This is a genomic window from Streptococcus mitis (assembly GCF_946188695.1).
In the GTDB taxonomy this organism is placed as follows: Bacteria; Bacillota; Bacilli; order Lactobacillales; family Streptococcaceae; genus Streptococcus; species Streptococcus mitis_DF.
In genome coordinates, this window is sequence record NZ_CAMHWI010000004.1 from 22,584 (window position 1) to 48,748 (window position 26,165).

Annotated in this window: 24 protein-coding genes; 4 read left to right on the plus strand and 20 right to left on the minus strand. The window is 41.5% G+C overall.

Annotation, left to right across the window (positions count from 1 at the left end; genetic code table 11):
• Window positions 1-35: 35 nt before the first annotated feature.
• The 15 genes from adcA to N8L33_RS02960 form a co-directional block, all read right to left on the minus strand.
• On the minus strand, window positions 36-1,541 hold the full coding sequence (adcA, locus tag N8L33_RS02890) for a zinc ABC transporter substrate-binding lipoprotein AdcA (RefSeq protein WP_261058351.1): 1,506 nt from the start codon (window positions 1,539-1,541) through the stop codon (window positions 36-38).
• A gap of 9 nt (window positions 1,542-1,550) precedes the next feature.
• Window positions 1,551-2,357: a metal ABC transporter permease gene (locus tag N8L33_RS02895; RefSeq protein WP_261058352.1), complete on the minus strand. Its 807-nt coding sequence runs from the start codon at window positions 2,355-2,357 to the stop codon at window positions 1,551-1,553.
• Window positions 2,350-3,054 carry a metal ABC transporter ATP-binding protein gene (locus tag N8L33_RS02900; protein WP_001269496.1) on the minus strand — a complete coding sequence of 235 codons (705 nt, stop codon included), beginning with the start codon at window positions 3,052-3,054 and terminating at the stop codon, window positions 2,350-2,352. The genes N8L33_RS02895 and N8L33_RS02900 overlap by 8 nt, the downstream gene beginning before the upstream one ends.
• Complete coding sequence (adcR, locus tag N8L33_RS02905) at window positions 3,054-3,494, minus strand: zinc-dependent transcriptional regulator AdcR (protein WP_001249312.1); 441 nt, start codon at window positions 3,492-3,494, stop codon at window positions 3,054-3,056. The genes N8L33_RS02900 and adcR overlap by 1 nt, the downstream gene beginning before the upstream one ends.
• 160 nt (window positions 3,495-3,654) lie before the next feature.
• Window positions 3,655-4,923, minus strand: a complete 1,269-nt coding sequence (dltD, locus tag N8L33_RS02910; protein WP_261058358.1) for a D-alanyl-lipoteichoic acid biosynthesis protein DltD — start codon at window positions 4,921-4,923, stop codon at window positions 3,655-3,657.
• Window positions 4,916-5,155 carry a D-alanine--poly(phosphoribitol) ligase subunit DltC gene (dltC, locus tag N8L33_RS02915; RefSeq protein WP_000351967.1) on the minus strand — a complete coding sequence of 80 codons (240 nt, stop codon included), beginning with the start codon at window positions 5,153-5,155 and terminating at the stop codon, window positions 4,916-4,918. Before dltC ends, dltD (N8L33_RS02910) begins: the two co-directional genes overlap by 8 nt.
• 13 nt (window positions 5,156-5,168) lie before the next feature.
• Entirely contained in the window at window positions 5,169-6,413 is a 1,245-nt protein-coding gene (dltB, locus tag N8L33_RS02920) for a D-alanyl-lipoteichoic acid biosynthesis protein DltB (protein WP_261058359.1), read from the minus strand.
• The gene (gene dltA, locus N8L33_RS02925; RefSeq protein WP_261058361.1) at window positions 6,410-7,960 is read right to left on the minus strand and encodes a D-alanine--poly(phosphoribitol) ligase subunit DltA; all 1,551 of its coding nucleotides are present in this window, start codon (window positions 7,958-7,960) and stop codon (window positions 6,410-6,412) included. Before dltA ends, dltB (N8L33_RS02920) begins: the two co-directional genes overlap by 4 nt.
• 20 nt (window positions 7,961-7,980) lie before the next feature.
• Window positions 7,981-8,112 (minus strand): teichoic acid D-Ala incorporation-associated protein DltX, encoded by a 132-nt coding sequence (locus N8L33_RS02930; RefSeq protein ID WP_000813664.1) that lies wholly within the window; start codon window positions 8,110-8,112, stop codon window positions 7,981-7,983.
• Between the two features lie 449 nt (window positions 8,113-8,561).
• Complete coding sequence (dltD, locus tag N8L33_RS02935) at window positions 8,562-9,734, minus strand: D-alanyl-lipoteichoic acid biosynthesis protein DltD (RefSeq protein WP_261058363.1); 1,173 nt, start codon at window positions 9,732-9,734, stop codon at window positions 8,562-8,564.
• A gap of 47 nt (window positions 9,735-9,781) precedes the next feature.
• A complete protein-coding gene (dltB, locus tag N8L33_RS02940; protein WP_050090174.1) occupies window positions 9,782-10,936 on the minus strand; it encodes a D-alanyl-lipoteichoic acid biosynthesis protein DltB in 1,155 nt (384 codons plus the stop codon).
• 402 nt (window positions 10,937-11,338) lie between these two features.
• The gene (locus N8L33_RS02945; RefSeq protein ID WP_000980822.1) at window positions 11,339-12,043 is read right to left on the minus strand and encodes an MIP/aquaporin family protein; all 705 of its coding nucleotides are present in this window, start codon (window positions 12,041-12,043) and stop codon (window positions 11,339-11,341) included.
• Between the two features lie 69 nt (window positions 12,044-12,112).
• The gene (gene glpO / locus N8L33_RS02950; RefSeq protein ID WP_261058365.1) at window positions 12,113-13,939 is read right to left on the minus strand and encodes a type 1 glycerol-3-phosphate oxidase; all 1,827 of its coding nucleotides are present in this window, start codon (window positions 13,937-13,939) and stop codon (window positions 12,113-12,115) included.
• Between the two features lie 41 nt (window positions 13,940-13,980).
• Window positions 13,981-15,489: a glycerol kinase GlpK gene (gene glpK, locus N8L33_RS02955; protein WP_000076785.1), complete on the minus strand. Its 1,509-nt coding sequence runs from the start codon at window positions 15,487-15,489 to the stop codon at window positions 13,981-13,983.
• 158 nt (window positions 15,490-15,647) lie between these two features.
• Window positions 15,648-17,075: a helix-turn-helix domain-containing protein gene (locus N8L33_RS02960; RefSeq protein ID WP_261058366.1), complete on the minus strand. Its 1,428-nt coding sequence runs from the start codon at window positions 17,073-17,075 to the stop codon at window positions 15,648-15,650.
• A 164-nt stretch (window positions 17,076-17,239) separates the two neighbouring features.
• Here N8L33_RS02960 and hslO point away from each other — a divergent pair, with 164 nt between their 5' ends.
• Genes hslO through N8L33_RS02975 form a run of 3 tightly spaced genes read left to right on the plus strand, consistent with a single transcriptional unit; the run spans window position 17,240 to window position 19,632 of the window.
• The gene (gene hslO / locus N8L33_RS02965; protein WP_000357854.1) at window positions 17,240-18,112 is read left to right on the plus strand and encodes an Hsp33 family molecular chaperone HslO; all 873 of its coding nucleotides are present in this window, start codon (window positions 17,240-17,242) and stop codon (window positions 18,110-18,112) included.
• Window positions 18,099-19,079: a tRNA dihydrouridine synthase DusB gene (gene dusB, locus N8L33_RS02970; protein ID WP_000183308.1), complete on the plus strand. Its 981-nt coding sequence runs from the start codon at window positions 18,099-18,101 to the stop codon at window positions 19,077-19,079. Before hslO ends, dusB begins: the two co-directional genes overlap by 14 nt.
• Window position 19,080: 1 nt before the next feature.
• Window positions 19,081-19,632, plus strand: coding sequence for a cysteine hydrolase family protein (locus N8L33_RS02975; RefSeq protein ID WP_261058368.1), 552 nt, complete (start codon window positions 19,081-19,083; stop codon window positions 19,630-19,632).
• 69 nt (window positions 19,633-19,701) lie between these two features.
• Here the strand turns inward: N8L33_RS02975 and N8L33_RS02980 are convergent, their stop codons facing one another.
• The gene (locus tag N8L33_RS02980; protein ID WP_261058370.1) at window positions 19,702-20,400 is read right to left on the minus strand and encodes a hypothetical protein; all 699 of its coding nucleotides are present in this window, start codon (window positions 20,398-20,400) and stop codon (window positions 19,702-19,704) included.
• 278 nt (window positions 20,401-20,678) lie between these two features.
• Between N8L33_RS02980 and N8L33_RS02985 the strand changes: the two genes are divergently transcribed.
• Window positions 20,679-20,909, plus strand: coding sequence for a hypothetical protein (locus tag N8L33_RS02985; RefSeq protein ID WP_153193814.1), 231 nt, complete (start codon window positions 20,679-20,681; stop codon window positions 20,907-20,909).
• A 53-nt stretch (window positions 20,910-20,962) separates the two neighbouring features.
• Here the strand turns inward: N8L33_RS02985 and N8L33_RS02990 are convergent, their stop codons facing one another.
• The 4 genes from N8L33_RS02990 to N8L33_RS03005 form a co-directional block, all read right to left on the minus strand.
• Window positions 20,963-21,736 (minus strand): NUDIX domain-containing protein, encoded by a 774-nt coding sequence (locus N8L33_RS02990; RefSeq protein ID WP_153193813.1) that lies wholly within the window; start codon window positions 21,734-21,736, stop codon window positions 20,963-20,965.
• A gap of 1 nt (window position 21,737) precedes the next feature.
• Window positions 21,738-22,517, minus strand: a complete 780-nt coding sequence (gene pnuC, locus N8L33_RS02995) for a nicotinamide riboside transporter PnuC (protein ID WP_203175226.1) — start codon at window positions 22,515-22,517, stop codon at window positions 21,738-21,740.
• A gap of 9 nt (window positions 22,518-22,526) precedes the next feature.
• Window positions 22,527-23,585, minus strand: coding sequence for an AAA family ATPase (locus N8L33_RS03000; protein ID WP_153193811.1), 1,059 nt, complete (start codon window positions 23,583-23,585; stop codon window positions 22,527-22,529).
• 147 nt (window positions 23,586-23,732) lie between these two features.
• Window positions 23,733-26,165 carry an ATP-dependent Clp protease ATP-binding subunit gene (locus N8L33_RS03005; protein WP_261058372.1) on the minus strand — a complete coding sequence of 811 codons (2,433 nt, stop codon included), beginning with the start codon at window positions 26,163-26,165 and terminating at the stop codon, window positions 23,733-23,735.

The following is a 26,165-nucleotide window of genomic DNA, read 5'->3' on the forward strand; positions in this document are numbered from 1 at the left end:
AACCGACTAGCTCTTATGAACTAGTCGATTTCTCATTAATGCGCCAACATTTCTTGGGCGATTTCTTGTCCAGATAGGTTATCTGGGTAGTAGGTTGGCCAGTTGTCCATTTCTTCAAAGAGGGCTTCTTGGCTTGTGCCTCCAAAGAAGATATGGAAATGTTCTGCCTTAACTGGGGCAATATTGTGGTCACTAAACTGAACATATTTGAATTGTCCAGCATCCGCATCTGTGGCTTCAAAAAGGAAGCGCACGCCACGATTGCCTTTCTTGTAAGTCAAGATTTTCTTACCGACATACTTATAGGTGAATTTCTTACTTTGTCCACCTTGAACAAATTCCATAGTGTTATCAGTGATATTAATCTTAGTCACATCTGTCTGATAGCCTTTTGTATAGTAGGCCTTGTACTCAGCTTGAGTCATCTTACCAGTCAACTTAGCCTTGTAGTCAAAGACTTGGTCAAACGTACCATCTTCAAGGAAAGGATAAACTGATTGCCAGTTACCTGCATAGTCACTCAAAGTGCGGTCCTTGACGTCTGCATCCTCAAAGTAACCATTTTGAACTGTCTTGGTATCCTCTGCCTTTTCAGGTTCGATAGCTGGACCTTCTTGGTCTGTTGTTTGTTTTAGAGCCTTGAGGTTTTTCTCCATGATAGAGATGTAATTTTCTCCAGCCTTGGTGTCCTCTTCTGTCAGACTTTCTAAAGGATTAAGGACATCTGTTTTGACACCTGCCTCTTTTGAAAGTGTGTTAGCAAGGGCTTGTGAGGCATTTTCTTCAAAGTAGATATAGGCAATTTTATTTTTCTTGACGTACTCTGTCAATTCTGCCAGACGTGCAGCTGATGGCTCTGCATCTGGAGAAAGTCCTGAGATAGCGACTTGTTTGAGCCCATAGTCTAAAGCGAGATAGTTAAAGGCTGCGTGTTGCGTTACAAAGCCCTTTTGTTTGGCTTGAGACAAGCCTTCTGCATAAGCCTTATCCAAGGCTTGTAATTTTTCGATATAGGCAGCAGCATTCTTCTCAAAGGTATCTTTTTTATCCGGATAATCTGCTGATAGGCTATCACGGATGTGCTCTACAAGTTTAATAGCACGAACTGGTGATAACCAAACATGGGGATCGTACTCATGGTGATGACCTTCTTCGCCATGGTCATGGTCTCCCTCTTCTTCCTCGCCACCTGGCAAGAGCAACATATCGCCTGTCGCCTTGATGGTTTTGACCTTTTTCTTATCCAAGGTATCTAGCAATTTAGGGACCCATGTTTCCATGTTTTCATTTTCATAAACGAAGGTATCTGCATCTTGGATTTTGGCAACTGCCTTGGCAGAAGGTTCATATTCATGGGGTTCTGTACCAGCACCGATAAGGAGTTCTACATTAGCAGTATCTCCTGCGACTTGCTTAGTAAATTCATAGACAGGGTAAAAGGTTGTCACGATATTTAGTTTGCCATCTGCCTGCTTTTGATTGGAACAAGCCACTAAAAACAGGGCACATAGACTGGCTAGCAATAAGCTAATTTTTTTCACATTAGTCTCCTATTTGATAAAACATCTTACTAAACTGATCAGTAAAAAGACAGTTACAAAAATAATAGTAATACTTGCGCTTGCAGGTGTTTCTGCATAGTAGGAAATGTAGAGTCCTGCCACCATTCCCAAAAATCCAATAGCACTGGCTAGCAGCATAACCGATTTAAAGTTTTTCCCCAGACGCAGGGCAATACTAGCTGGCAAGACCATAATGGTCGACACCAGAAGAGCTCCCGCAGCAGGAATCATAAGGGCAATGGCAACCCCCGTAACCATGTTAAAAAGAATGGACATGGTACGAACTGGCAAGCCATCCACAAAGGCCGTATCCTCATCAAAGGTCAAAATGTACATCGGCCGAAGGAAGAGGAAGGTCAAAATCAAAACAACCGCCGCAATGACAAAGAGGGAAATGACCTGCTCCTCACTAATAGTCACAATCGAACCAAAAAGATACTGGTCCAAACTCATTGAGCTAGAGCTTTTACCCTTGCTCATGACAATCAGAGAAACAGCCAGACCTGTTGACATAAGGATAGCTGTCCCGATTTCCATAAAGCTCTTGTAAACCGTACGGAGATACTCCAGAAAGACCGCCGCAATCAAGACAATAGCAATAGTTGAAATAGTCGGAGAAATCCCTAGGACCAGACCAAAAGCTACACCCGAAAGCGAGACGTGGCTGAGGGTATCACTCATCAAACTCTGACGGCGCAAGATAAGGAAGGTTCCCAATACTGGCGAGAAAAGACTCATAGCAATAACCGCCAGAAAGGCACGCTGCATAAAGTCATAAGATAACAAACTAAGCATGGCCCACCTCCTGATCATTCTCATGAACGTTGAAACAACGCCATGGCGAGTCTTGGTTACGGACTAGATGAATATTGCGGTCCGCGTAGTCCTTAACTTCTTCAGGGTCATGGGTAATCATCAAAACAGCCTTGCCATGATGATGGGCACTGTGGTGCATGAGTTCGTAAAATTCATTTTTACTTCCTGCATCCATCCCCGTTGTCGGTTCATCTAGGATAAACACATCTGGGTCAGAAGCAAACATACGCGCAATCACCGCTCGCTGCTTTTGTCCCCCAGATAGAGACCCCAAGCGTTTGTCTCGGTGTTCCCACATACCAACTGAGTCCAAACTAGCCTTGATATGCTCCTCATCATGAGCATTCAAACGACGGAACCAACCCTTTCGTGGATAGCGACCCGACTTGACAAATTCATAAACCGTACTTGGAAAACCCGCATTAAAACTGGCAATCTGTTGAGGAAGATAGGCTATTCTCAATTTCTTACCCTGCGTATTTGTCTTTGAAATAGTCACCTTGCCAATGCGTGGTTGGAGGATTCCAAGACTGGCCTTGATGAGTGTCGTCTTAGCCGCTCCATTTTCCCCAGTCAAGGTAACAAATTCCCCACTATCAACACTATAATTGATATGTTCAAGAACAGGTTCCTTATCATAATAGAAGGACAAATCCTCTACCGTAATATATCTCATTATTTGATTTCTCCTACTAAAGCAGTCAAAAACCGCTGGATCACTTTTTGTTCATTTGGAGTAAACTGAGTCGCCACTTGTTCATAGGTTAAAAGTGTATGCTCATGGTGATGATGGTGCTCCTCAGCGATTGGACGAGCCAAATCAGTCAACTGATAAAAAATCACACGCGCATCCTTAGGATCTTTAGATGTTTCCAACATCCCTTCCTTGACCAAAGACTTAATGGCCTTGGTAACTGCCGCCTGACTGACATTGAGACGACGAGCCAAATCTGAATTGGTTAAAGATTCCTCCGACAAGAGCATGAGGATGTGCTCCTGAGTATTGGTCAAAGCTACCTCGCTAGTACAATGACCTATTAGGATTTCATGTTGGTTTTCCGCCTGTAAAATCACCTCATTCAAAAAGCCATCGATATCCTTCGCTAGCTGTCTCATATCTGACTCCTTTCCTTTTAGACTTCTCTTTTTTAAGAGAAAAATACTATTCTTTGAAATTTTGTTTACCAGTTAATTATATCACAAGCAAAAAAAGAGTCAAGAAAAAACGTGAAAATAGGCTTCATTCTTGAACTCTTCTATATTATGATATTATGATCTATTGAAAGTCCTTGATATCTCCATCGTATGTCGCCCAATCTTTGCTGAAAAAGCGCTCATTCAGATGGTAAGTCGGAGCTGGTGTGGGATTGGATAGGAAAGGATCAACTGCCTTGTCAAAAGCCAACCAACCCAACCAACCAAGATGAATGGTGTCCTTCATAAAGAAAGGCTCCCCGCCGTCCTTAGAAAAATCTGCTATATTGGTAAACCCTTGACTTTCTAACTGGTAGCGAATCTTCTGCACCGTTTGTTGGTACATATCCTCTCGTAAACCAGCGTAGTCCATCCATTTTTTATTAACAGGTGGAATGATAAAAATCGGGTTGACCTTAGATTTAGAAAACTGTGTTAAAACCAACTGCAAGTCATTATATTCTGGCGACTTGAGATAGGTAAAGCTTTTCTGAGAGTCCTTTAATTTCTTCAAATCCTTCTTAATCTGCGTATTATAGAAATAATTTTCCATTCCCAGATCATTATTGGAAGTATTCTTTTCAGCATCTGCTTTAACGACATCTTCTATAGCTTGATAAGAAAACTGGTCTGGCAAGGTCTTTAAATACTTAACTACATGCTTATCGTAGTTGACATAGCCTCTAACTGAAAACTGACCAAAAAAGGAGGCTTGGCGTTCATTAAACCGAGCCAATAATTCAATCATTTCATTGTCTGCTGTCGACAATTCTTCTTTACTTGCCAACTTCTGAACCAAATCCTTCATAGCTACGTTGGGAAACTGCTGTAGTAAGCGAGTCGCCGCATATTGGCTAGCCTGATCTCCAGATTGATGTTCCAGAAAACTTGTCAACTGGTCTCCATTAAAATACTGCTGGAAGGCTGCTGGCTCATAGCCATTTTTACTGAACCACTGAGGTGAGATAACATACACAACTTGTTTATTCTCCAGTTGTGGCAACATCTGTTGCATTCCAAAATACTGGTTAAGCGATGCAGCTCCCCTCTGTCCTAAAAGATAAGGACGGTAGGAGCGATTGTATTTCTCAGCTAATACCGCAGGATGAGCACCATCAAAACGAAGCCATTCACTAGAGCCAAAGAAGGGAACAAAACGCATATTTGGATCAGATAGTGCTCTGACTTTTTGACTTCGCTCCTTAAAACTATCGATAGTAGTAGCCACCGCTGAACGCTTTTCAGCTCCTAGATTATGACGCATCTCAGTAGGATAAAAGAAAATGAGCAGAAAAACCAACAAACCAGCTATCAAAACCGGTCCGAAGATCATCCATAAGCGTTTAAGCATTTTGCAGCTCCACAATACCAGCTATGATTTTATTAGCTGTATTCCAGTCATCGCGACCAAACTCTGTTACAGGGACACGAATGTCAAAACGGTTCTCAATCTCCACAATTAATTCAACCGTTCCCATACTATCCAAGACACCTGCATCAAAAAGATCTTCATCCATCATGTCAGAAACATCTTCCATAAACAACTCATCAATAATTTCGATAACTTCTGATTTGATATCCATATTTTATTTCCTTTTATTTTTTAAACCATAAATCATTCAAAAATCCAGAAAAGATTAAGAATGACAGCATGACAACATGGAAGGTGACAACCATGCCAAGCAACTGAATCCAGCGATTCTCAGGTAGGGAAGCCTTCCCTGCTTTTTTCCGTTCCTTATTGAGCGTTTTTTTCTTGCGAATCCAGGCATCATTGATCACCAAGCCCAGTCCATGAAAGAGTCCATAGGCGATGTAGTACCAAGTCACTCCATGCCAAAATCCCATGATTAGCATATTGACAACGTAGGCCACACTTGAGGTTACATTGCGATTTTTAAAGACCTTCTTTCTGGTCAATACCATGACCATTCGCATAAAGACAAAGTCACGGAACCATAAAGAGAGACTCATATGCCAACGATTCCAAAATTCCTTTAAATCCCTTGATAAAAAAGGTTTGTTAAAGTTGATAGGGCTACGAATTCCCATCAAATTTGAAACGGCTAAGGCAAACATAGAGTAACCTGCAAAGTCAAAGAAGAGCTCCAGACCAAAGGTATACATGACTGCCAAGGCATAGAGATTAAAGAAGCCACCTGACTGCAAGGCTAGATTCTTCAGAGGAGGCAACAAGGTCTCTCCTAAAACATGAGCTAGGATAAACTTATACAAAAAGCCCCACATGATATAGCGAACAGATTCATCCAGCATATCCATCAACTCATCTCGCTCAGGAATGGTCTGGTAATTTTCATTAAATCGCTTAAAGCGATCGATTGGACCACTTGAAAAAGTCGGCATGAAGAGAAGGAAACGAAGGAATTCCCAGAGGGTAAAATCCTTAATCACTCCATCTCTCAGCTCGATGATAATCCCAACCGAACGAAAAGTCAGGTAAGAAATTCCTAAAAATCCAAGCAAAGACTGCGTTCCATTGATAGCTGGTTGCACCTTGACAAAGATAATCGGAAGGAGGGACAGAAAACTAACTAGGTAGAAGACCCACTTGCCATCCTTACTTTTTCTATAATGCTTGTAGAAAAGCAGGAGCAATATTTCCCAGCAAAGGTAAATACCCAAAGCAATCAATTGATTGGTCTTCCCACCTACCAACATGGTGACGATAAAGAAGAGACTAACCAGCACTTCATACCAGGCAAAACGTTTCTTGAAAAAGAGACCGATAAAGATGGGCAAGGTCGCAGCAATCACATAGACAAAATACTGAGGATTACCGTATGGCTCTATATGAGGAAGCTGTTGAAAGAACTCCATCATCTCTTATTCACCTCGTTAATCAATCCTTTGATGTCAATTTTCCCATTTGGAGTCAGTGGCAAACTGTCTCGATAAAGGAATTTAGACGGCATCATGTAGGACATCATGATATCTGTCAAGTCTTCCTTAATAGCCTTGGTAATATCGATATCACGCTCAAACTGCTCACGAACACCATCTTTTAAGATGACATAGGCCAGTAGATTTTGTACCTTGTGATCTTTGTTATAGCGCGGAACAGCGACAGCTGACTCGATATATCGAGATTTGTTGAGATTTTGAGAGACATCTTCTAGCTCAATGCGGTAACCATTAAACTTAATCTGGAAGTCCATGCGTCCGCCGTAGAGAAGTAAGCCTGCATCCGTCATGGTCCCCACATCGCCTGTGTGATAAGCTGGCAGACCTTCAAACTCAAAGAAGGCTTCCGCCGTTTTTTCAGGATTGTTCATATAGCCTTTTGAAACAGCTGGCCCAGAAACAATGATTTCTCCCTGTTCACCATTTGGCAGTTTATTTCCTTCCTCGTCAATGATAAAGGTTGGAGAATCAGCCTTGGTATAGCCGATTGGTAGGCGTTTGAGAGTCTCTAACATCTCGTCTGTCACGGCCACAGCTGATAGGGCTACTGTCGCTTCTGTTGGACCGTAAGCATTGATAATATGGGCATTTGGGAAACGCTCACGTAGTTTTTGAGCTGTTTTGACCGTCAATTCTTCGCCATCAAAGTAGAAATGCGTGATTCCAGGCATTTTCTCACTGTTGAAGTCTTCTGACAACATGGCCATATCTGCAAAAGACGGTGTTGAAGTCCAGATAGCGATTGGCAATGAAAAGATGGTCGCAAAGAGTTGCTTAAAGTCCTGTGTAATGGCAGATGGAAGAGCAAAAAGTGTACCACCAAGTGCCAAGGTCGGTGCCCAGTACATGACAGACAAGTCAAAAGAATAAGGTGGCTGAGCCAGCATTTGCGGACGACTTGGTGTCGCAAATTCCTTATCCGTAATCATCCAGTTGGTAAAGCTAAGGAGATTATCACGGGAAATCTGCACTCCCTTTGGCTTACCTGTCGTACCAGAAGTAAAGATAATGTAGTAATTATCATCACCCTTGACTGGATGCGTGATTTCATAGTTATTCCCTTGGGCAAAGACTTCTTGAACCTGAGCTAGATTCATCATCGGTGTCGAAACCTGCTCCAATGGAAAGTCTGAAATGGCAATAATCAAACTTGGCTCCGCTACTTCTAAAATAGCCGAAACTCGCTCCAAGGCCGAATGGCTATCAATTGGAATGTAGGCGTGACCTGACTTAGTCAAGGCTACAAAAGTTGCCAACATTTCATATTCTTGGCCACCAAAAACGACCACAGGAGACTTCTCAGGCAAGCCTAGTTGGTCAATGGCTGCAGCCAAACTATCCGAATCAGCCTTCAAATCGCCATAAGTGTGTTCCTGACCCAAAACATTATAGACAGGATAGCTAGGCTGTGTCTGAGCAAAATGCTCAATGGTTTCAATCATATCTACTATTGGTTTATTTGACATAATAAGGATTCTCCTTCAAGTTAAAATTCATTATAGATAAAGCTTCCTTGACCCTGACCAAGATAGCTAAAAAAGTAAAGTAGCCCTAGAAAGATAATAAAATACAAGGCTGTCCGACCAAGAAAGAGGTACAATTCTTTTCTCTGTTTCATCAAGAAAAACCATTCATTTCTGTAATTTTCGCTAAAATAAAATCAATTTCTTACTAATTTATTTTTCTGCTATTATACCACTTTATAGACTAGTTTTTCAATTGTTTACCCGTCTATTTTCACTACGTTTCAGTAACATTAATTTGTTCCACATGATTCTTTCTAATGATAGCTTGAGTGCTTTTCAGTATAGATTATATGGGGGCTACAACAAAGTAGGCTCCATACTACCTATAGAGGATTTCTCCACTATAAATATTATAGAGCCCTATCTTATGTCTCACTTTATCGGTGCAGTTCCCTTTATCTAGAGATTTTATAGTATGTAATCCTAGAATTCACTATAGATAAATTCTTGAATGTTCGAAAAATCGGTCACAAAACAATAAATCACGATGCTTAAGATAACCGTATAGAAAAATAGCGTCCACAAGATTAAACGGTGTGTGTTAGTTATCTTGGTTTGCAAATTTGTAAAGTTCTTTTTCAACTTCCATCCATCCTTTCACTCCAACGTGCATCACGTCAAATAAAAAGTAATTATCATACTCTCTGTTTCCATAATTTAATACCTTTGCACCATGACTTTTTGCGACATCTTCTATTTTTTTATAAGTTTTCTCTCGCATCTCTCTTGAGACACCTGTGTAGTCATTCCATTTCCCATTTACTGGAAAAATAATGACTTCAACTTCAATTCCCAATTCCTTGGCAACTGTCAAGAAAAGTTCCATATCTGAATACTCTGGTGACTCCAGATAGCTCAAATCTTTATTAGAATCTTTCAAAGATACATAGCGATCTTTTAAGTAGGTATTGTAGTAATTATTATCAACAGCATAGTCATTGTTATCTGTTTTCTTTTTTACCTCTTCTACAAACTGATCCGTCAGTTTCTCCCAATCATAGTCTGGAATTTTATCTCCTGATAAGGGATAATCTGATTTCTCATGATTTTCATAAAATTTTCGTTTGAGCTTAAAAGAATATATCACGTTATCTAACTCTAATAGTTTTTTATCAACAATGGTTCCTTTCCCATCTATGAAATAACTTTTGTATTTTTTGTAGATGTCATTTTGTTGCTTGTTCCCCTTGGTAATCTCAATAATGCGATTGATTAGTTTTTCTTTTGTTTCCTTACTAATCTTGTCATTATCTAGCATGTGGAAAATATGTTCTTGAGAAGCCTTGTTCAAAAATGCATCTTGATGGGTTCCATCTTTTTCAAACCACTGAACAGACTCTACTATAGCCACTCTTCTCTTACTCATAGATCCATCAATAGAGCCTAAGGTTGTTGCCTGAATGATATTTTGGGAATAACTAGTCCCAATCTGCATTATATTAAAATCGTTATAGTTAAAAATTCTATTAGGATGATAATCTTCATCCTTTGTCGCAACCAACTCAGATGATCCCAATAAAACCAGTGTATTGGGAGTAATATTACTTGTCAGAATATCTCTACTTTTATATTTTTCATACGAAGTGCTATAGCGAATACTGTTATCCTTAACTGTATAATAATCATCAATCTTCTTGATATATGTCACATTTAAAAGGGCAAGCGTCACAATTACGAGCACAAGCGATAACAAAAATGCTTTTAATTTAATCATCTCGTTTCATCCTATCTCTTCGATCCATCCGATTTCTTTTCTATCTCTTATCTCTTTAAAATCGTCAGTAAGATTTTATAGGGTTCACCTGAAAAGATAAAGAAACCAATCATAACCAAGTTCATAGTCACAAACCAACTTAGTAGCTTATACCAATTTTTGTTTTTATTTTTCTTATAAAAATTGCTTTTCTTTTGATACACTTCAAATCCAGCCATCAAGACACCATGATAAAAACCATAAACAATGTAGCTCACACTGAGACCATGCCAAAAACCCATGACCAACATATTGACCATATAAGCATAGGTTGCATTATGTAGTCTATTTTTAAACCATTTTTTCCTGATAACCTGCATCAATACCCTTGAAAACACAAAATCTCTCAACCAGGTCGACAAGGTGATATGCCATCTGGTCCAGAAATCCTTGATATCGACACTCAAGAAAGGTTTATTAAAGTTCATCGGTGTCTGAATACCTAGAATATTACTACTTCCAACGGCCATTAGACTATAGCCCGCAAAGTCGAAGAACAGATACAAGGTATAGAGGTACATATATTTAATTGAGTAGATGACTGTACCCGTATTGCTTAGAGCGAGCAAAATCTGATAAACATAGGTTGATAAAACAACCTTGTAAAGTAGACCTAAAACGATACGATAAACACCGTCCCCTGCCAACTCTAGATACTCTTTTCGAGGTATGACATCGTTTATCTCGTTTAAAAATCTCCTGCTCCGATCAATCGGACCAGCACTAACTGTTGGGAAAAATAGCAGAAACTGTAGGTAATCTTTTATACTAATTTTTTCTTTAATCAAGCCATCCGATATTTCTAGCATGATCTGAATGGTCTTAAAGGACATGTAAGAAATTCCAATAAAGGCCAACAAATGCAGAGAAGTCAGGGCAAAGACTTTATTGATTACCAAAGGAAGAATAGAAAGGAAAACCAGTGGTTTCAGCCTCTTTGCTTCTATCCTCTGTGCTAGAAAAACCAGAAAATATTGATAAACGACAAAGGCAAGCAAATAGACCATCATCGCTCGACTCTTACCATAGATAGCTGCTGCGAATAAGAGGGAGAGCGTCAAAATATAGTAGTCCTTACGTTTTTCAAAAAAGTTTACTACAAAACCAATCAATAAAACTACAAACAAAAGAAGGAAAAACTCATTCCCCTCGAAATAATTCATACCCGTCAAACTCCTTTTTTCTTTTTCTCATATCATGATTTATCTTTTTAGGATTAGTTCCTATCATATTACCAAGAATAGTTAACTTTATTCATTATATCATAATTTAAAAACTATAAATACTTCTATTATCTAATTTCTTAAAATAAAAAATCTAACTGACTCTTAGTACTGAATCCCAATAATGAGGCAAAATTGTTCACACAATAAATAAAATTCAAGAACAAAAAATTGAGGAAGGAACCAGTGAAAGATTCTGCCTTTTTACTGAAATAGTAATCAACACCAGTATATAAACTTAAAAAATCAAAACGACCAAAATGAAGTGAGAAAGTACTCCTTATTTTGGTCGTTTTTTGTAAGTTATGTTTATTGAGGTATGAATAATTGAGTTTTAATATCTTAGAAAAGTGAGAATACAAGAACGGCCAAGGCTGCACCGATAACAGGTCCCACAACTGGAATCCAAGCATAAGACCAGTCTCCGTCTCCTTTGTTTGGAATTGGCAAGATACTGTGCATGATACGAGGTCCAAGGTCACGTGCAGGGTTCAAGGCATAGCCTGTTGTCCCACCAAGTGATAGACCGATACCGACAATCAAAGTTCCCACTGCAAAGGTTCCGATACCTGCCTGAAAATCGTAAAGACCCAAAGCAAAGATTGTTAATACCAATACAAAAGTTCCAAGGATTTCACTAATCAAGTTTGATACAGTATCTTTGATGGCTGGTCCTGTGCTGAAAGTAGCCAAAATATTTCCTGCATTTTCTTCTGCCTCATAATGCGGTTTGAATTGCAACCAAACCAAAATCTGACCGAGCATAGCCCCTGCGAACTGGGCTAAGATATAAGGGAAAACGGAAGCCCAAGGCAAACCACCTTTCAAGGCCACACCAATGGTCACAGCTGGGTTTAAATGAGCTGGACTGAGCTTGCCAGATACAAATACTGCAACCGCAACTGCAATCCCCCAACCCATAGTAATCACAATCCAACCTGAGCTGTTGCTCTTTGTTTTAGGAAGAACCACACCTGCAACAACACCATTTCCTAGAAGAATCAGGATTAATGTCCCTAAAAATTCTCCAAATAATTCATTCATCATCTTTCTGTCTCCATTAAAAAGAAGGGGCGGGTGGCAAGGAATGCTGCCCTCCACCTCTTTTATTTTTTCTTAATTTTTTAATTCTGCTAAATCATTTTGAGCGAGAGCCGCTTCGACATCTGCTCTGTAGCCTGCTTTTTCTTCTTCTGACCAATCATAGAATCGTCCCATTTCATTCAAAACTGGTTCAACGATGCTATCCAAACTATCACGCATAAAGAGCATGTGGTTGGTACGACGAAGAAGGAAGTCAACTGGGCTCAGAGCCAACTCATTGCGCATTGCATAGTGAAGGGACAAGGTGTCTGCCAAGCTGAGTCCTGGAGCTTGTTCCAAACTATGAGCAAGGGCAAAGACCTTCGGTGCATTTGAACCGTAAAGATTTGCTAGGTAATGAGCTTCCTTGCTATCCAAGCCACGTGATACTCCAAGTTGCGCAAAGGCTTCGATTTCTGAGTCCACATTTGCTGGGTTCAATTCTCCACCTGAAACAGGGTAAGTCTTAGAATTGATGAGTTTAAAGCTACGGTCAAATTCTCCTTTGAGGATGTCAACCACGCGCTCCATAGCTCCTTCAGCCATCTTACGGTAGTCTGTGATTTTACCACCAGCAAGTGTCAAGAGGCCATTGTCATCTCGGTCCAAGCTCGAACCACGTGAAACTGCAGATGGATCCAAATGTTTCTCAGAGGTACTGCTTTCAAGCTTGCTGACAGCAGACTCAACATCTTCACGCGTTTTTTCTTTAGAGAGATAAGATTCAACAGTCGCAATCAAGTTGTTAAAGCTTTCATCACTGATGGTTCCGTTATTTCCTCCATTGTAGTCAGAAGCGCTATTGCCTGCGATCAATGGACGAAGACCTGCCCAGCTGCTTTCAATATCTTGAACAGTAATATTTGCTTCTGGGAAGCGGTTGTTTACAATGCCAAGTAGATAATCCACATCTTCTTGAGTTACTTTTGGATGTTCTAAATCGCCTGTGTAGTCTGTATCAGTTGTACCAAAGTAAGTCTTGTTTTCACGTGGAAGAACAAAGACCATACGACCGTCACCCAAACCAGTGTCAAAGTAAACTGGCTGTGAAACCTTGATCTTGCTTGAATCCACTACTAAGTGAACTCCCTTAGTTGGACGCATTTGTGAGAATTGGGTTCCCTTATTAGACAAATTGCGTACTTTGTCGCTCCAAGGACCTGTTGTGTTGATAACCAGACGGGCCTTGATTTCAAAGACTTGGTCTGTCAACAAATCACGGGCTACAACGCCTGTAATCTTGCCACTTTCGTCAAAGAGGAAGCCTTCTGCCTTCACGTGGTTGGCAATGAGGGCACCGTCTTGGTTGGCACGTTTGATGTTTTCAATCACGAGACGTGCATCGTTGTTACGGAAGTCAAGGTAAACCCCACCTCCTACCAAACCTTCTTTCTTCAAGTTTGGCTGGCGTTCCAAGACTTCTTCCTTACTTAAGACCTTGTTGGCAGCTGGTGTGTTGTTAACACCTGCCAAAAGATCGTACAAGTCCATAGCTACTTTGAGACGGAAGAGACTAAAGGTCGCTCCATCCTCATCATATACTGGTAAGAGCATTGGGTCTGGTTTTGGAATGTGTGGAGCGATTTGTTGAACCACTGCACGTTCAGATACCGTATCTGATACCACTTCTACGTCGAATTGTTTGAGGTAACGAAGACCTCCGTGAACCAATTTTGTTGAACGGCTAGATGTTCCTTCTGCGAAGTCCTGCATTTCAATCAAACCAGTCTCAAGACCACTAGCTGCCGCCTGCAAGGCTACACCAGCCCCTGTAATTCCCCCACCGATAATCAAGAGGTCCAGGGTGCGTTCTTGCATTTTTTTAATTGATAATTCACGTGTTTTCTTTGAAAATTCCATATTTACACACTTTCTAACTAAGTCGCTTTATTCTTCCAGTATTAGTCGTCGATTTCCGCAAAGACTTGCGTTGCTTTCACAGCTTTCTTCCAGCCCTTGTAAAGTTGTTCCTTGCGCGATTCGTTCATCGATGGCTCAAAGAGTTCTCCTGTCTCGTTCAAGAGTTTCAACTCATCTAAGTCTTTCCAGTAGCCTACTGACAAACCTGCTAGGAAGGCTGCTCCTAGGGCAGTTGTTTCCAAGTTTTTAGCGCGTGCAATGTCAATTCCTAAAATATCAGCTTGGAACTGCATGAGGAAGTTATTCATGGCTGCACCACCGTCTACTTTCAAGACTTGGATAGCTGTCTGCGCATCTACTTGCATGGTGTCGATGATGTCACGCACTTGATAAGCGATAGATTGCAAAGTCGCCTTGATAAAGTCTTCTTTAGTTGTTCCACGAGTTAAGCCAAAGACAGAACCACGAGCGTTTTGGTTCCAGTATGGAGCACCTAGACCTGTAAAGGCTGGAACGACATAAACTTCATCATTGTTGTGAGAATCACGAGCGTATTTTTCAGATTCTGGTGAATTTTCAACCATGCGAAGACCGTCACGAAGCCATTGAATGGCACTTCCTGCTATGAAGATAGATCCTTCCAAGGCATAGTAAACCTTGCCGTTGATTCCGTAGCCAATCGTTGTCAAGAGGTTATTTTCAGACAACTGCATCTCTTCCCCAGTATTCATGATGATGAAAGAGCCTGTTCCATAAGTATTCTTGACCATACCTGGTTCAAAGGCCAACTGTCCAAAGAGGGCTGCCTGTTGGTCACCAGCCATACCTGAGATTGGCACTTCTCCACCGTAGAAATGGAATGGAGCTGTCTTGCCGTAGATTTCAGAGTTAGAACGAACTTCTGGAAGCATGGCCTTCGGAATGTTGAGAATTTCCAAAATCTCGTCATCCCATTTGAGTTCCTTAATGTTATAAAGCATGGTACGAGCTGCATTTGAGTAATCCGTCACGTGAGCTGCACCGTCAGTCAATTTCCAAACCAACCAAGTATCAATGGTACCAAAGAGCAATTCTCCTTTTTCTGCTCGCTCTTGAGCGCCTTCCACATGGTCCAAAATCCAACGAACCTTGGTCGCAGAAAAGTAAGCATCGATGATCAAACCAGTCTTTTCATGGAATTTTTCCACATAACCTTGGCTTTTTAGTTGCTCAGCCAAGGGTGCTGTTTGGCGAGACTGCCAAACAATCGCGTTGTAGATAGGAAGTCCTGTTTTCTTATCCCAGACGACTGTTGTTTCACGCTGGTTGGTAATCCCGATTGCTTCGATTTGGTTTGGCTTGACACCACTTTCGATGAAAGCACCCGCGATAACTGACTGAACAGAGTTCCAAATTTCATTAGCATTGTGCTCAACCCAACCTGCTTGAGGAAAAATCTGAGTAAACTCTTTTTGACTCGAGCTGACCTTCTCTCCTTTTTTGTTAAAAATAATGGCACGAGAACTTGTAGTTCCCTGGTCAATGGCCATGATGTATTTTTCTTGTGACATGTGCTGTCCTCCTGATAAAGATCTTGAGGATGTATCCTCTTTACACTAACTAGTATACAAAATAAAGCGCTTTCTTGTTCATCAACTTTTTTTAATTTTAAAAAAATGTGAGGAGATTGTGTGAATTTCACAAAAAAGACCTGGAAGCACCAAGTCTTTTAAGTGAATAACAACTGACGAATCCCTGCCAAATCTTCCATATCTAAGTCGTTTTTTAAATAATAAACTGGGGTCTGTTCCTTCTTATGAATCGGGTTATTTGTAACCAGCAAATCATAATGCCGACTAGGATCATAGGCTTCAATGGTAATGAAACGATTGTATTCCAAATATCGTTTCAAAATGGCTGCCATCCTTGAAAAGACAAGAAAACCAGATGTCAAATCCAGACCAATTCGCATATGCTGGCCACCGTTTTCAGCCATATATTCGATTAACTGGAGCCATTCCCAGAGAATCTTCTTATCCAAATCCGTCCCCTGCTGAAAGGCAGATAGAGCATGAAAAATCTCCTCTGCCGTTCCCCTAAAATCATGTTCCATCAGCAAATAAGGATGACGATTCTCCAACTGGTACTTGTAGCGGTCCTGTAAAATATAGCCCTTATAGAGATAGACTTGAGCACAAAGCTGACTGAGTTCATAAGTAACGTGATCCTCTGTATAATCACCCAGTAACTCCTCCTTCTTCATTTCTTGAATCAATTGCGTCAGCAAATCGGCCAACTGCCCTCCAAAACCAAGAATATACTCCATTGTATGAAGAGGAAGGATGCGATGAGATAGGAGGAAAGAGAAGAATATCATCATCTCCCCATCCTCAGTTCCTAGAGGAAGGTGTTGCCCGGCAAAAAAGGAAGGAGCCTTTCGATGCAAACGAAGGTAGAAAATATTGTCAAAATACCCTCGCATTTTTTCTTCTATGACTTGAAACTGACAGGCATTGACCCGAAGACGCTGTTGACTGATGTGAGACCAGAGAACCAAATCCAATTTCTGCCCCGAAGACAAACTTGCACCGCAGATTTCTTCTAGTGTAGCAATCTCCTGTTTTCTCTCTGGTTTCTGCATATGGCCTTCCCATTCCTGACTCGACCAGACCTTGCGGAAAAGACAGAAATAGAAATAGCGAATCTGATGCTCTGGACCTCGCCAACGTCCATTTTGGATGGATAAATCAAATTCTGACAAAATCTGATTTAAGCTAGCTAAGTGACGGCCAAGCGTTGCCTCACTAATCATCAATTCTTGAGCCAATTGATGGGCTAAAAACTGTTGGTGGTAGAGAAGGTAGATCAAAATCTGGTATTTAACAGCATTCTCCAAAAACAAGCTCCGAATATCTCTCCCCTTGGTAGCTGCACCGATTGACAGACGCAGATTTTCATCTTCTAAGGAGATAGTCAGCTCTAAGCCACTGTCCAAAGCCTTGTCATTGAGCAGGGTGACATATTTGGTTAGAGTTGCTTTTGAAAATCCTGTTTCCTCCATTACAGCCTTGACGGTCGTCTGAGACTCTTGTAATAGAAAGGAAAGGATTGAAAATTGGCCAGATTCGGCCTTTTCCATCAAATCTCCTAAATACATTTGTTACCCCTTTCATTTTCTACCTTAAGCATAGCATAAATCTTACAAATGCTGAAATAATCTGTTTCTCTTTTTATTTTCATGCTGATTTCCTGGTCCATTATCCTGAAAATCAGCAAACACACGGCTCCCCCTTTGGGCATTTTTATGCTAAAATAGTAGCTATGGATAAAATTATTAAAACTATATCAGAAAGTGGCGCCTTTCGTGCTTTTGTCCTTGACAGCACGGAAACCGTCCGCACTGCTCAAGAAAAACACCAAACCCAAGCTAGCTCAACTGTAGCGCTTGGTCGAACTCTTATCGCTAGCCAGATTCTCGCAGCCAATGAAAAAGGAAATACTAAACTAACAGTTAAGGTGTTGGGATCTAGCTCTCTAGGTGCTATCATCACCGTCGCTGATACCAAGGGGAACGTCAAAGGCTACGTTCAAAATCCTGGTGTTGACATCAAAAAGACTGCAACTGGTGAAGTTCTAGTCGGACCTTTTGTTGGAAACGGTCAATTCCTCGTTATCACAGACTACGGTACTGGAAATCCTTACAACTCTATGACTCCCCTTATCTCTGGAGAAATTGGTGAAGACCTTGCCTTTTACCTGACTGAAAGCCAACAAACACCTTCAGCAGTCGGCCTCAATGTCCTTTTGGACGAGGAAGACAAGGTCAAGGTTGCAGGTGGTTTCCTAGTTCAAGTCTTGCCAGGAGCCAAGGAAGAAGAGATTGCTCGCTTTGAAAAACGCATCCAAGAAATGCCAGCTATCTCAACGCTTCTCGAAAGTGAAGACCATATCGAAGCCCTCCTCAAAGCAATCTACGGTGACGAGGCCTACAAGCGTCTTTCTGAAGAAGAAATCCGTTTCCAATGTGACTGTAGCCATGAACGCTTTATGAACGCTCTTGCTAGCCTTCCAAGCTCAGACCTACAGGAAATGAAAGAGGAAGACCACGGGGCAGAAATCACTTGTCAATTCTGCCAAACTACTTACAACTTTGATGAAAACGACCTGGAGGAACTCATTCGTGACAAATCTTAATACACCTTTTATGATTGGCAATGTTGAGATTCCCAATCGTACCGTTTTAGCACCTATGGCTGGCGTGACAAACTCAGCCTTTCGTACTATCGCAAAAGAGCTCGGAGCTGGACTCGTTGTCATGGAAATGGTCTCTGACAAGGGAATCCAATACAACAACGAAAAAACCCTGCACATGCTTCATATCGATGAAGGCGAAAACCCTGTCTCTATCCAACTTTTTGGTAGCGATGAAGACAGCCTAGCACGCGCAGCAGAATTCATCCAAGAAAACACTAAAACCGATATCGTGGATATCAACATGGGCTGCCCAGTTAACAAAATCGTGAAGAACGAAGCTGGCGCTATGTGGCTCAAGGACCCAGACAAGATCTACTCTATTATCAACAAGGTTCAATCTGTCCTTGATATTCCACTTACTGTCAAAATGCGTACCGGCTGGGCCGATCCATCTCTGGCAGTTGAAAATGCCCTCGCTGCTGAAGCAGCAGGTGTTTCTGCCCTCGCCATGCATGGCCGTACCCGTGAACAAATGTATACAGGTCACGCAGACCTTGAGACCCTTCACAAGGTCGCTCAAGCTTTGACCAAGATTCCATTTATCGCCAACGGTGACATTCGTACGGTCCAAGAAGCCAAACAACGCATCGAAGAAGTTGGTGCTGATGCAGTCATGATTGGCCGCGCTGCCATGGGAAATCCTTACCTCTTCAACCAAATCAACCATTACTTTGAAACAGGAGAAATCCTACCTGATTTGACCTTTGAGGACAAGATGAAAATCGCCTACGAACATTTGAAACGCTTGATTAACCTCAAAGGAGAAAACGTAGCAGTTCGTGAATTCCGTGGTCTCGCTCCTCACTACCTCCGTGGAACATCTGGCGCAGCCAAACTCCGTGGAGCTATTTCACAAGCTAGCACTCTGGCAGAGATTGAGGCTCTCTTGCAGTTGGATAAGGCTTAAAATGGTTCATACTGCTCTACTGATTATCGATATGCAAAAAGCATTTGATAACCCTATCTGGGGAGAACGGAACAACCCTCAAGCTGAACAACAAGCATTGAGGGTACTGGCATACTTTCGTAAACACGCTCTTCCAGTCTTACATGTTCAACACATATCTGACAATCCCCAGTCGCAATTTCATAACAAACAAAATCAGGTGTTTAAAAGTGGATTTGAGCCAGTTACTGCAGAACCTGTCTTTCAAAAAACGGTTAATAGCGCCTTTATTGAAACAAATCTTGAAACATATTTACGAAAAAATCAGATTTGTCATTTAGTCGTTGTTGGTTTGACCCTGCCTCATTGTGTATCTACTACAACACGAATGGCAGCAAATCTTGGTTTTAGAGTCACTTTACTAGCAGATGCTACTGCCAGTTTTACCCTGTCTAACAAAAACGGTCAGTCCATCTCTCCTGAGACTATCCATGAGATTAATCTCCTTTCTCTACAAGATGAATTCGCTCAAATTCTTACTACAGAAGAATTTTTAACCCAAGTACAAGTATAAAATAATCCGTCAACTCTTATTGAGCTGACGGATTTTCATTGATTGTAAATATTCAAATACTGAGGGTTGTTATTGATTCAAAGCAACACTGGAAACCTTACCATCTGCTCCTGTTGTAATTTGGATGACTCTCCCTCCACCGATTTTGGCATTATACTTGCCACCATCAAGAGTATAAGAGTAGCCTCTGATAGAGTAATTTTCTTTCTTTCCATCAGCAGATTCTACTGTAAATTGACCACCTGATGAAACTGTGATAGTTTCGCCATTTGCTCCCTTCCAATTTCCCGCTGCAGCTGAGAAATCACCATCTACCATGGTTAAAACACCCTTGTAGCGTTTATTTTGCTCTGCTTGTTTGTCTTGAAGTTTGCGGTCAGTTGTAGGATCATAGCTTGATTGGTTAGACTGGGTTTGAGGAGCCTGTTGAGTTGAAGGAGTCTGAGCAGGAGTTTGTTGACTAGCCGCCTGTTGATTAGACACCTCTTGACCTTGTCTTTGCTCTGGTGCAGGTGTTGCTGGTGATGATGTTGTAGTTGCTGCAGACTGGTCAGTAGACGCCTTGGCCTTTTCAGATGAAACTGAACTTGAGGACTTCTGAGTCTTGCTTTCTTTGCTAGCAGAAGCTGCTTTAGAACTTGATGATTGGCTTGTCTTAGCAGAACTGCTTGCTTGAGTTGTTTCTTTTTTATTTCCACAAGCTCCCAATAGCAAGGTAGAAGCCAATACAGTTGCTGCCATCAATTTGATATAGGTTTTCTTTTTCATTTTTCTACTCCTTTGTAATGTTTTAGAAATATAAAGAAATCTTTTTGTAATATAATTGTAACATTGCATTTTAAACATGTCAACAATTTATCTAAACTATTTTAAAAATCTCACATAATTTAGATACATTTACTCCTCCTACTCTTCTATTCGTAATAAAACAGAAAAACAGGAGATTTTCCTATTAAAAATTTGAATTTGTTTTTGTGTAATCGCTTTCATCTTTAAGTACAAAGGAATATAATAACGTTGAAATAGAATATAGGAGGTGCATTCTTATGCTAAATAAGTATTACAAGTATCTTCCTTGGTTGATTGTGGCAGCTATTGGCTCTTATCAATCAGCCACTTACTATGCGCGAACTGCATTTGATGTGTTTTATCTGACTACAGTTTTTATGATTTTCTATATATCTTTGTTATTTTTACATGAGAACTATCTCAAGTATCGATACAAAGACTTCTTTACTCACATGTTGAGTAATTCTAAGAAAGATAGCCATCCCTAAAACAGTCGCAACAGCAAATAAAGAAGTCGGGAGCTTTTTCCCGACCTCGTTTTTTATTTCAATCGATAGGTTTTTCTTGGTTTCTTTTTAGGTACTCGTTTGAGTCCGACTTCTTCTACATATTCTCCGTATTTTACGAGAAAGTTATTGCTGACGATTGGACGACCGGGGTTGATAAGATTGACCAGTTCAGTTCCTTCGTAGACAGTGAACTCCTCCTCCAGCAGATAAAGGAAGGTCGGATTCCAGTCGAGACGGCCTTGGATTCGTTTGATGGATTCTTGGATAATGGCATAATGGTCAAAAGCGAAAGCTTGCTCCTCCAACTCTACTCCCTCTAAGAAGCACTTACCCGTCTGAAAATCGACATCTACAAAAACCACATCCTTGGCATCGTCTCCTGCTTGAACAAGTTCTAATGCACGACTAGGCAAATAAACCAAGTGGGCAATGGTCACTGTCCAGCCCCGTGGGTCACGGCCGGGAGTCGATACGGTCATCAATTGCTCGATTTTTTCCAAAGGAAGATCGAGATTGACTTCTTCTCTCACCTCACGCTGACAGGCATGCGCAGCATCTTCGCCCTTGTCCATAAATCCTCCAACAAGAGCCAAACAATTTTGATAAGGGTGAGCCTTGCGACGAATTAATAAGAGCTTGATCTTTCCTTCGACAAAGCAGTAGGCTACCATATCCACCGTCACACTTGGTTTTTCGTATTGAGGGAGTTCCTGCTTGTAGTACCAGTCTAAAAACTCCTCCTGACTGGCATGAATTTCAAAATATTCTTTTTCCGTCATCCCTTCTGGAATCTTTATGTCTGCCATTTTATGCCTCCTTACGAACTGCCTTGGTCCATTGGTACCAACCTACTAGACTATTGAGTGTGTAAACCCAGTACATCCCTTGGATATGGATATTTTCACCCCACCAGAGGTAGATACTAAAAAGATTGGTTGCAATCCAGAAAATCCATTGTTCACGGTAGAGACGTGTCATCAAGAGCTGACCGACACCATTGGTCGCATCGGTAACACTATCACGGAAAGGGCGAACACTATGGATACTTTGGTATGCCAAGCCCATACCAATCCAAATGATAGCAGTCAAGGCCAAGTACTTGAGCCAGTCAAGCACAGATAATTTCTTAGCTTCAAAGTGAGATTCTTCTACTTTTCCTTGGTCATTGATACGATTGGACAGCCAAGCATAGAGACCAATCGGCTGCATGACAAAGAAGTAAACAGTCGTCAAAACTTCACCATAAAAAGTCGCATTCATAGCCAAAACCAAATAGATAGCAGAGTTAATGGCCCCAAAGAGATAATTGCTTGCACGCCCTTCTGCTACCAAGATAACACAGACAATCCCAGTCCAAGATGCAAACAAGCTCATCCAGTCATGACTTTCTGTATTTTGCGTAAATTCCAAGATCAAGGGAACACTTGACAGGACGATGAGATACAACCACTGGAAGAGGCTACGACCGACAAAAAGATCTTTCCAGAGCAGGTTCATGATTCCTGCAAAACCAATCTTGCGGGCTTCCGCATGGACATTTTTAAAGTTTTCGATAAATTGTGTGATTTTTTCAGTTAGTTTTTTCATATTTTTATCCTAATCTGCTTGGTAAATGGCATCAATAGCCACTTTTGCTGCTTCATAATTTCCTAGATAATCCTCAGCTAGATAAACTAGTGGAATTGTTGTTAAATATCGCTCTCTCATCTGATCCAAATGCTGGGAAAAACTGTGACGAATATGGTCTTCTGCCATAGTCATATCTCTAAATCCGTCATTGACATAGGAGCCGACAGGCTGCACAAAGAGAATCAAGTCCCATTTTTCCTTAGCCAAGATCGAAACAAAGAGATTATCAAAGGTTTCTCCTGATAAGTCCTCTTGATCCTCAGTCTCCATATAATAATCATAGTATCCCTTGGTTACTAAGGAGTTGGTATCTGCTATCACCAGTCCCCTATTGGCATTGCTGTCAATTAACTTAGAGGTCTGGTCATACTGGCCCAACAGGAGATAATAGTAATCTTTTGGAGTCAATTCATCGTCGCGGACATTGTTTTTGATCTGGTATTCACGCGCGTATTCCAGACTGACGGGTGCATCGTAATACCTTGCCAAATCCTTGGTCAGAGTGGTCTTCCCATTGCTGGCACTTCCCATAATCAACACTTTCTTTGTAAACTGACGACGGAAGGGTTGAGCGATATATTTCCAATATTTGCTTGGGTTTTCTCGAATCATAGTTGCTGAGATACCAAACTTTCTTTCTTGCAAAACAGTCTCAAAACCACGATTTGATAATTCTTGCTGGTAGTCTGCTTCTCCCACAAAGAAAATTAGTTCTTGCTGGATTTCATCATAGGAAAGCTCCTCTAACATTTGGTCCAACCACTCCTGCCAGCCCATAGGGTAACGAGGAAGATTGGTCTCATCTAACTTACAAACCGAGGTCAACTCGTCATCACCAAAGGCCTCTCGGATATAGCGGAATCTTTTTTGAAGCGTTAAGCCTACCTGTTCCCCTCTGTCTCCCTCATAGCCTGAAACGACAATCCAGACCTGGTCACATAGCCGCTTCGCTCGCTGAATCAGATCGATATGTCCTTGATGAAGCGGAGCAAAGGTCCCAAATACCACTGCTGTTTTCTTTTTCATAAACGCATTACCTTTTTATATTTTTTGATATTTTCATTATCTATGTTTTTATTATAAACTATATTTTTGTTTTGTCAATAGTTTTTTATTGTTTTTTATAAAAAAGTAGCAAAAAAGAAAATCAAGATTGCTCCTGATTCTCCATTTTTATGCAATATCAAATTTTAACTGGCCTGCTTTAACACCAATCTTAAGTGTGTTGCCTGCCACCAAATCTCCCTTAAGAAGAAGTTCTGCCAACTTGTCCTCCACTTCTGTTTGCAGGGTTCTGCGAAGTGGACGAGCTCCCATCTCTGGGTCATATCCTTGATTTGCTAACAATTTCAGTGCGGAAGCTTGTAATTTCAAGTCAATGCCTTTTTCAGCCAAACTTGCCACTAAAGGTTTGACCATAATCTTCACCACTTTCTGCATATGGTCGCTAGAAAGGCTATGGAAGACCACCTTTTCATCAATACGGTTGATAAACTCCGGTCTATAAGCCTTTTTCAGCTCTTCAAACATGCGTTTTTCCATATTTTCCTGGTCAAAACGAATATCCTTAGCCCCAAAACCGACGGTCTTGTCATCCCGAAGGGCTGTCGCACCAAGATTTGACGTCATGATGATAATGGTATTTGAAAAGTCAACCTTGCGGCCCTTGCTATCGGTCAAGACACCGTCATCCAAGACCTGCAAGAGAACATTAAAGATATCTGGGTGGGCCTTCTCTACCTCGTCAAAGAGAAGCACTGAGTATGGTTTATTGCGGACCTTCTCGGTCAACTCCCCACCTTCTTCGTAGCCTACATAGCCCGGAGGAGCTCCATTGAGACGGCTGGCTGCGAATTTCTCCATATACTCACTCATATCAAAGCGGATAAGGGCTGATTCGTCATCAAAAAGAACTTCTGCCAAAGCCTTAGCCAATTCGGTCTTTCCGACACCCGTCGGTCCTAGGAACATAAAGGAGCCAATCGGACGTTTGTGACTGCGAATACCTGACTGGTTGCGGCGAATAGCACGGCTAATACTTGAAACAGCTTGATCTTGGCCAATGACACGTTTGTGCAACTCCGCTTCCAAGTTCAGGTATTTCTTAGCATCTGTTTGCGTCAGCTTTTGGACTGGGATCCCTGACAAGCGGCTCAAGGTGGTTAAAATTTCAGATTCTGTCACCAAGTCTTTATAGACAGGCAATTCTTGTTCTTTTGCGATTAGCTGGCCTGCTTGTTTCCACTTGCCATCCATCAGGGCCTTGTCAGCTGGAGTCAAGTCGGATTCGTCTGCTTTCACATGCTTGGATTTGTTTTGCACTGTTGCTGCCGCCTCATCCAAGAGATCGATAGCAGAGTCTGGCAAGTGACGACTAGTCAAGTAACGATGCGCCATCTTAACAGCTGTTTCGACAGCTGCATCTGTGATTTGCACACGATGGTGTTTCTCATAGGTAGTCTTCAAACCTCGCAAAATGGTCATGCTGTCTGCAACACTTGGCTCTTCAATCGTCACTTTGGCAAAACGACGAGAAAGGGCAGCATCTTTTTCGATGTGTTTTTGATATTCTTCCTGAGTGGTTGCCCCAACCGTTCTCAAAGTTCCACGAGCCAAGGCTGGTTTCAAGATATTGGCCGCATCCAGAGTCGAGTCAATCCCGCTCCCAGAACCCATGATAGTATGGAGTTCATCGATAAAGAGGATGACTTGGCCATCTTCTTCAATATCCTTGATGATATTGTTCATGCGTTCTTCAAAGTCACCACGGAAGCGTGTCCCTGCAACGACATTCATCAAATCAAGCTCTAACACGCGCATCTTAGCCATTTCCGCAGGTACATCACCACTAGCAATACGCTGGGCAAGACCAAGCGCCAGAGCAGTTTTCCCGACACCAGCATCTCCAACCAAGACAGGATTGTTCTTGGTCTTACGGCTCAAGATTTGAATCATACGCGAGATTTCCTTATCTCGACCGATGACTGGTTCTAACTTGCCAGAACGCGCTTGCTCTGTTAAATCATGCGTATAGTCCTCGAGACCACCGCTTGGAGTCTGGGGCATGCCCATCATATTGGCCATAGAATTTTGCTTGTCAGCTACTGTACGATGGCGTTGGCGTAAAGCCTTGAGATCTTCACGAGTCCAGCCTGCTCGTTCTTCTAAATTTCGACGTAGAGCAGCAATCTTGACCTGATCTTTCTTGTCTTCATAAGAAAAACCAGCCCTCTCCAAGATACGAGTCGCCAAGGCATTTCCATCATGCAAAATCGCATAGAGGACGTGCTCCGTCCCTAGCACCTTAGCATGGACCACTGACGCTACATACTCTGCTTCGTCAAAAAGAACCTGCAAACGATGGGAGAACGGCAATTCCGTAAAGGTTTCATCCTGGCTATAGTCCGTTTCAGTCAGTTCCAAAGCGACTTCTTCTAAACGGTCCATCTCATATGGATAATCATTTAAAGTTGCCCCTGCCACACTATAACTGTGATTGGACATGGCAATCAACAAGTGCCAAGACTCTAGATAACGAGCTCCAAAATGGCCAGCAACCATGTAGGCACTTTCGATACATTCATTCAATGCTTTTGAATAGTTCAT

Excerpts from the sequence above, each read along its gene's own strand:
- N8L33_RS02895 (WP_261058352.1), bottom strand. The coding sequence starts at position 2,357 with ATGCTTAGTTTGTTATCTTATGACTTTATGCAGCGTGCCTTTCTGGCG.
- N8L33_RS02900 (WP_001269496.1), bottom strand. The coding sequence starts at position 3,054 with ATGAGATATATTACGGTAGAGGATTTGTCCTTCTATTATGATAAGGAA.
- adcR (WP_001249312.1), bottom strand. The coding sequence starts at position 3,494 with ATGAGACAGCTAGCGAAGGATATCGATGGCTTTTTGAATGAGGTGATT.
- dltD (WP_261058358.1), bottom strand. The coding sequence starts at position 4,923 with ATGCTTAAACGCTTATGGATGATCTTCGGACCGGTTTTGATAGCTGGT.
- dltC (WP_000351967.1), bottom strand. The coding sequence starts at position 5,155 with ATGGATATCAAATCAGAAGTTATCGAAATTATTGATGAGTTGTTTATG.
- dltB (WP_261058359.1), bottom strand. The coding sequence starts at position 6,413 with ATGATGGAGTTCTTTCAACAGCTTCCTCATATAGAGCCATACGGTAAT.
- dltA (WP_261058361.1), bottom strand. The coding sequence starts at position 7,960 with ATGTCAAATAAACCAATAGTAGATATGATTGAAACCATTGAGCATTTT.
- N8L33_RS02930 (WP_000813664.1), bottom strand. The coding sequence starts at position 8,112 with ATGAAACAGAGAAAAGAATTGTACCTCTTTCTTGGTCGGACAGCCTTG.
- dltD (WP_261058363.1), bottom strand. The coding sequence starts at position 9,734 with ATGATTAAATTAAAAGCATTTTTGTTATCGCTTGTGCTCGTAATTGTG.
- dltB (WP_050090174.1), bottom strand. The coding sequence starts at position 10,936 with ATGAATTATTTCGAGGGGAATGAGTTTTTCCTTCTTTTGTTTGTAGTT.
- N8L33_RS02945 (WP_000980822.1), bottom strand. The coding sequence starts at position 12,043 with ATGATGAATGAATTATTTGGAGAATTTTTAGGGACATTAATCCTGATT.
- glpO (WP_261058365.1), bottom strand. The coding sequence starts at position 13,939 with ATGGAATTTTCAAAGAAAACACGTGAATTATCAATTAAAAAAATGCAA.
- glpK (WP_000076785.1), bottom strand. The coding sequence starts at position 15,489 with ATGTCACAAGAAAAATACATCATGGCCATTGACCAGGGAACTACAAGT.
- N8L33_RS02960 (WP_261058366.1), bottom strand. The coding sequence starts at position 17,075 with ATGTATTTAGGAGATTTGATGGAAAAGGCCGAATCTGGCCAATTTTCA.
- hslO (WP_000357854.1), top strand. The coding sequence starts at position 17,240 with ATGGATAAAATTATTAAAACTATATCAGAAAGTGGCGCCTTTCGTGCT.
- N8L33_RS02975 (WP_261058368.1), top strand. The coding sequence starts at position 19,081 with ATGGTTCATACTGCTCTACTGATTATCGATATGCAAAAAGCATTTGAT.
- N8L33_RS02980 (WP_261058370.1), bottom strand. The coding sequence starts at position 20,400 with ATGAAAAAGAAAACCTATATCAAATTGATGGCAGCAACTGTATTGGCT.
- N8L33_RS02985 (WP_153193814.1), top strand. The coding sequence starts at position 20,679 with ATGCTAAATAAGTATTACAAGTATCTTCCTTGGTTGATTGTGGCAGCT.
- N8L33_RS02990 (WP_153193813.1), bottom strand. The coding sequence starts at position 21,736 with ATGGCAGACATAAAGATTCCAGAAGGGATGACGGAAAAAGAATATTTT.
- pnuC (WP_203175226.1), bottom strand. The coding sequence starts at position 22,517 with ATGAAAAAACTAACTGAAAAAATCACACAATTTATCGAAAACTTTAAA.
- N8L33_RS03000 (WP_153193811.1), bottom strand. The coding sequence starts at position 23,585 with ATGAAAAAGAAAACAGCAGTGGTATTTGGGACCTTTGCTCCGCTTCAT.
- N8L33_RS03005 (WP_261058372.1), bottom strand. The coding sequence starts at position 26,165 with ATGAACTATTCAAAAGCATTGAATGAATGTATCGAAAGTGCCTACATG.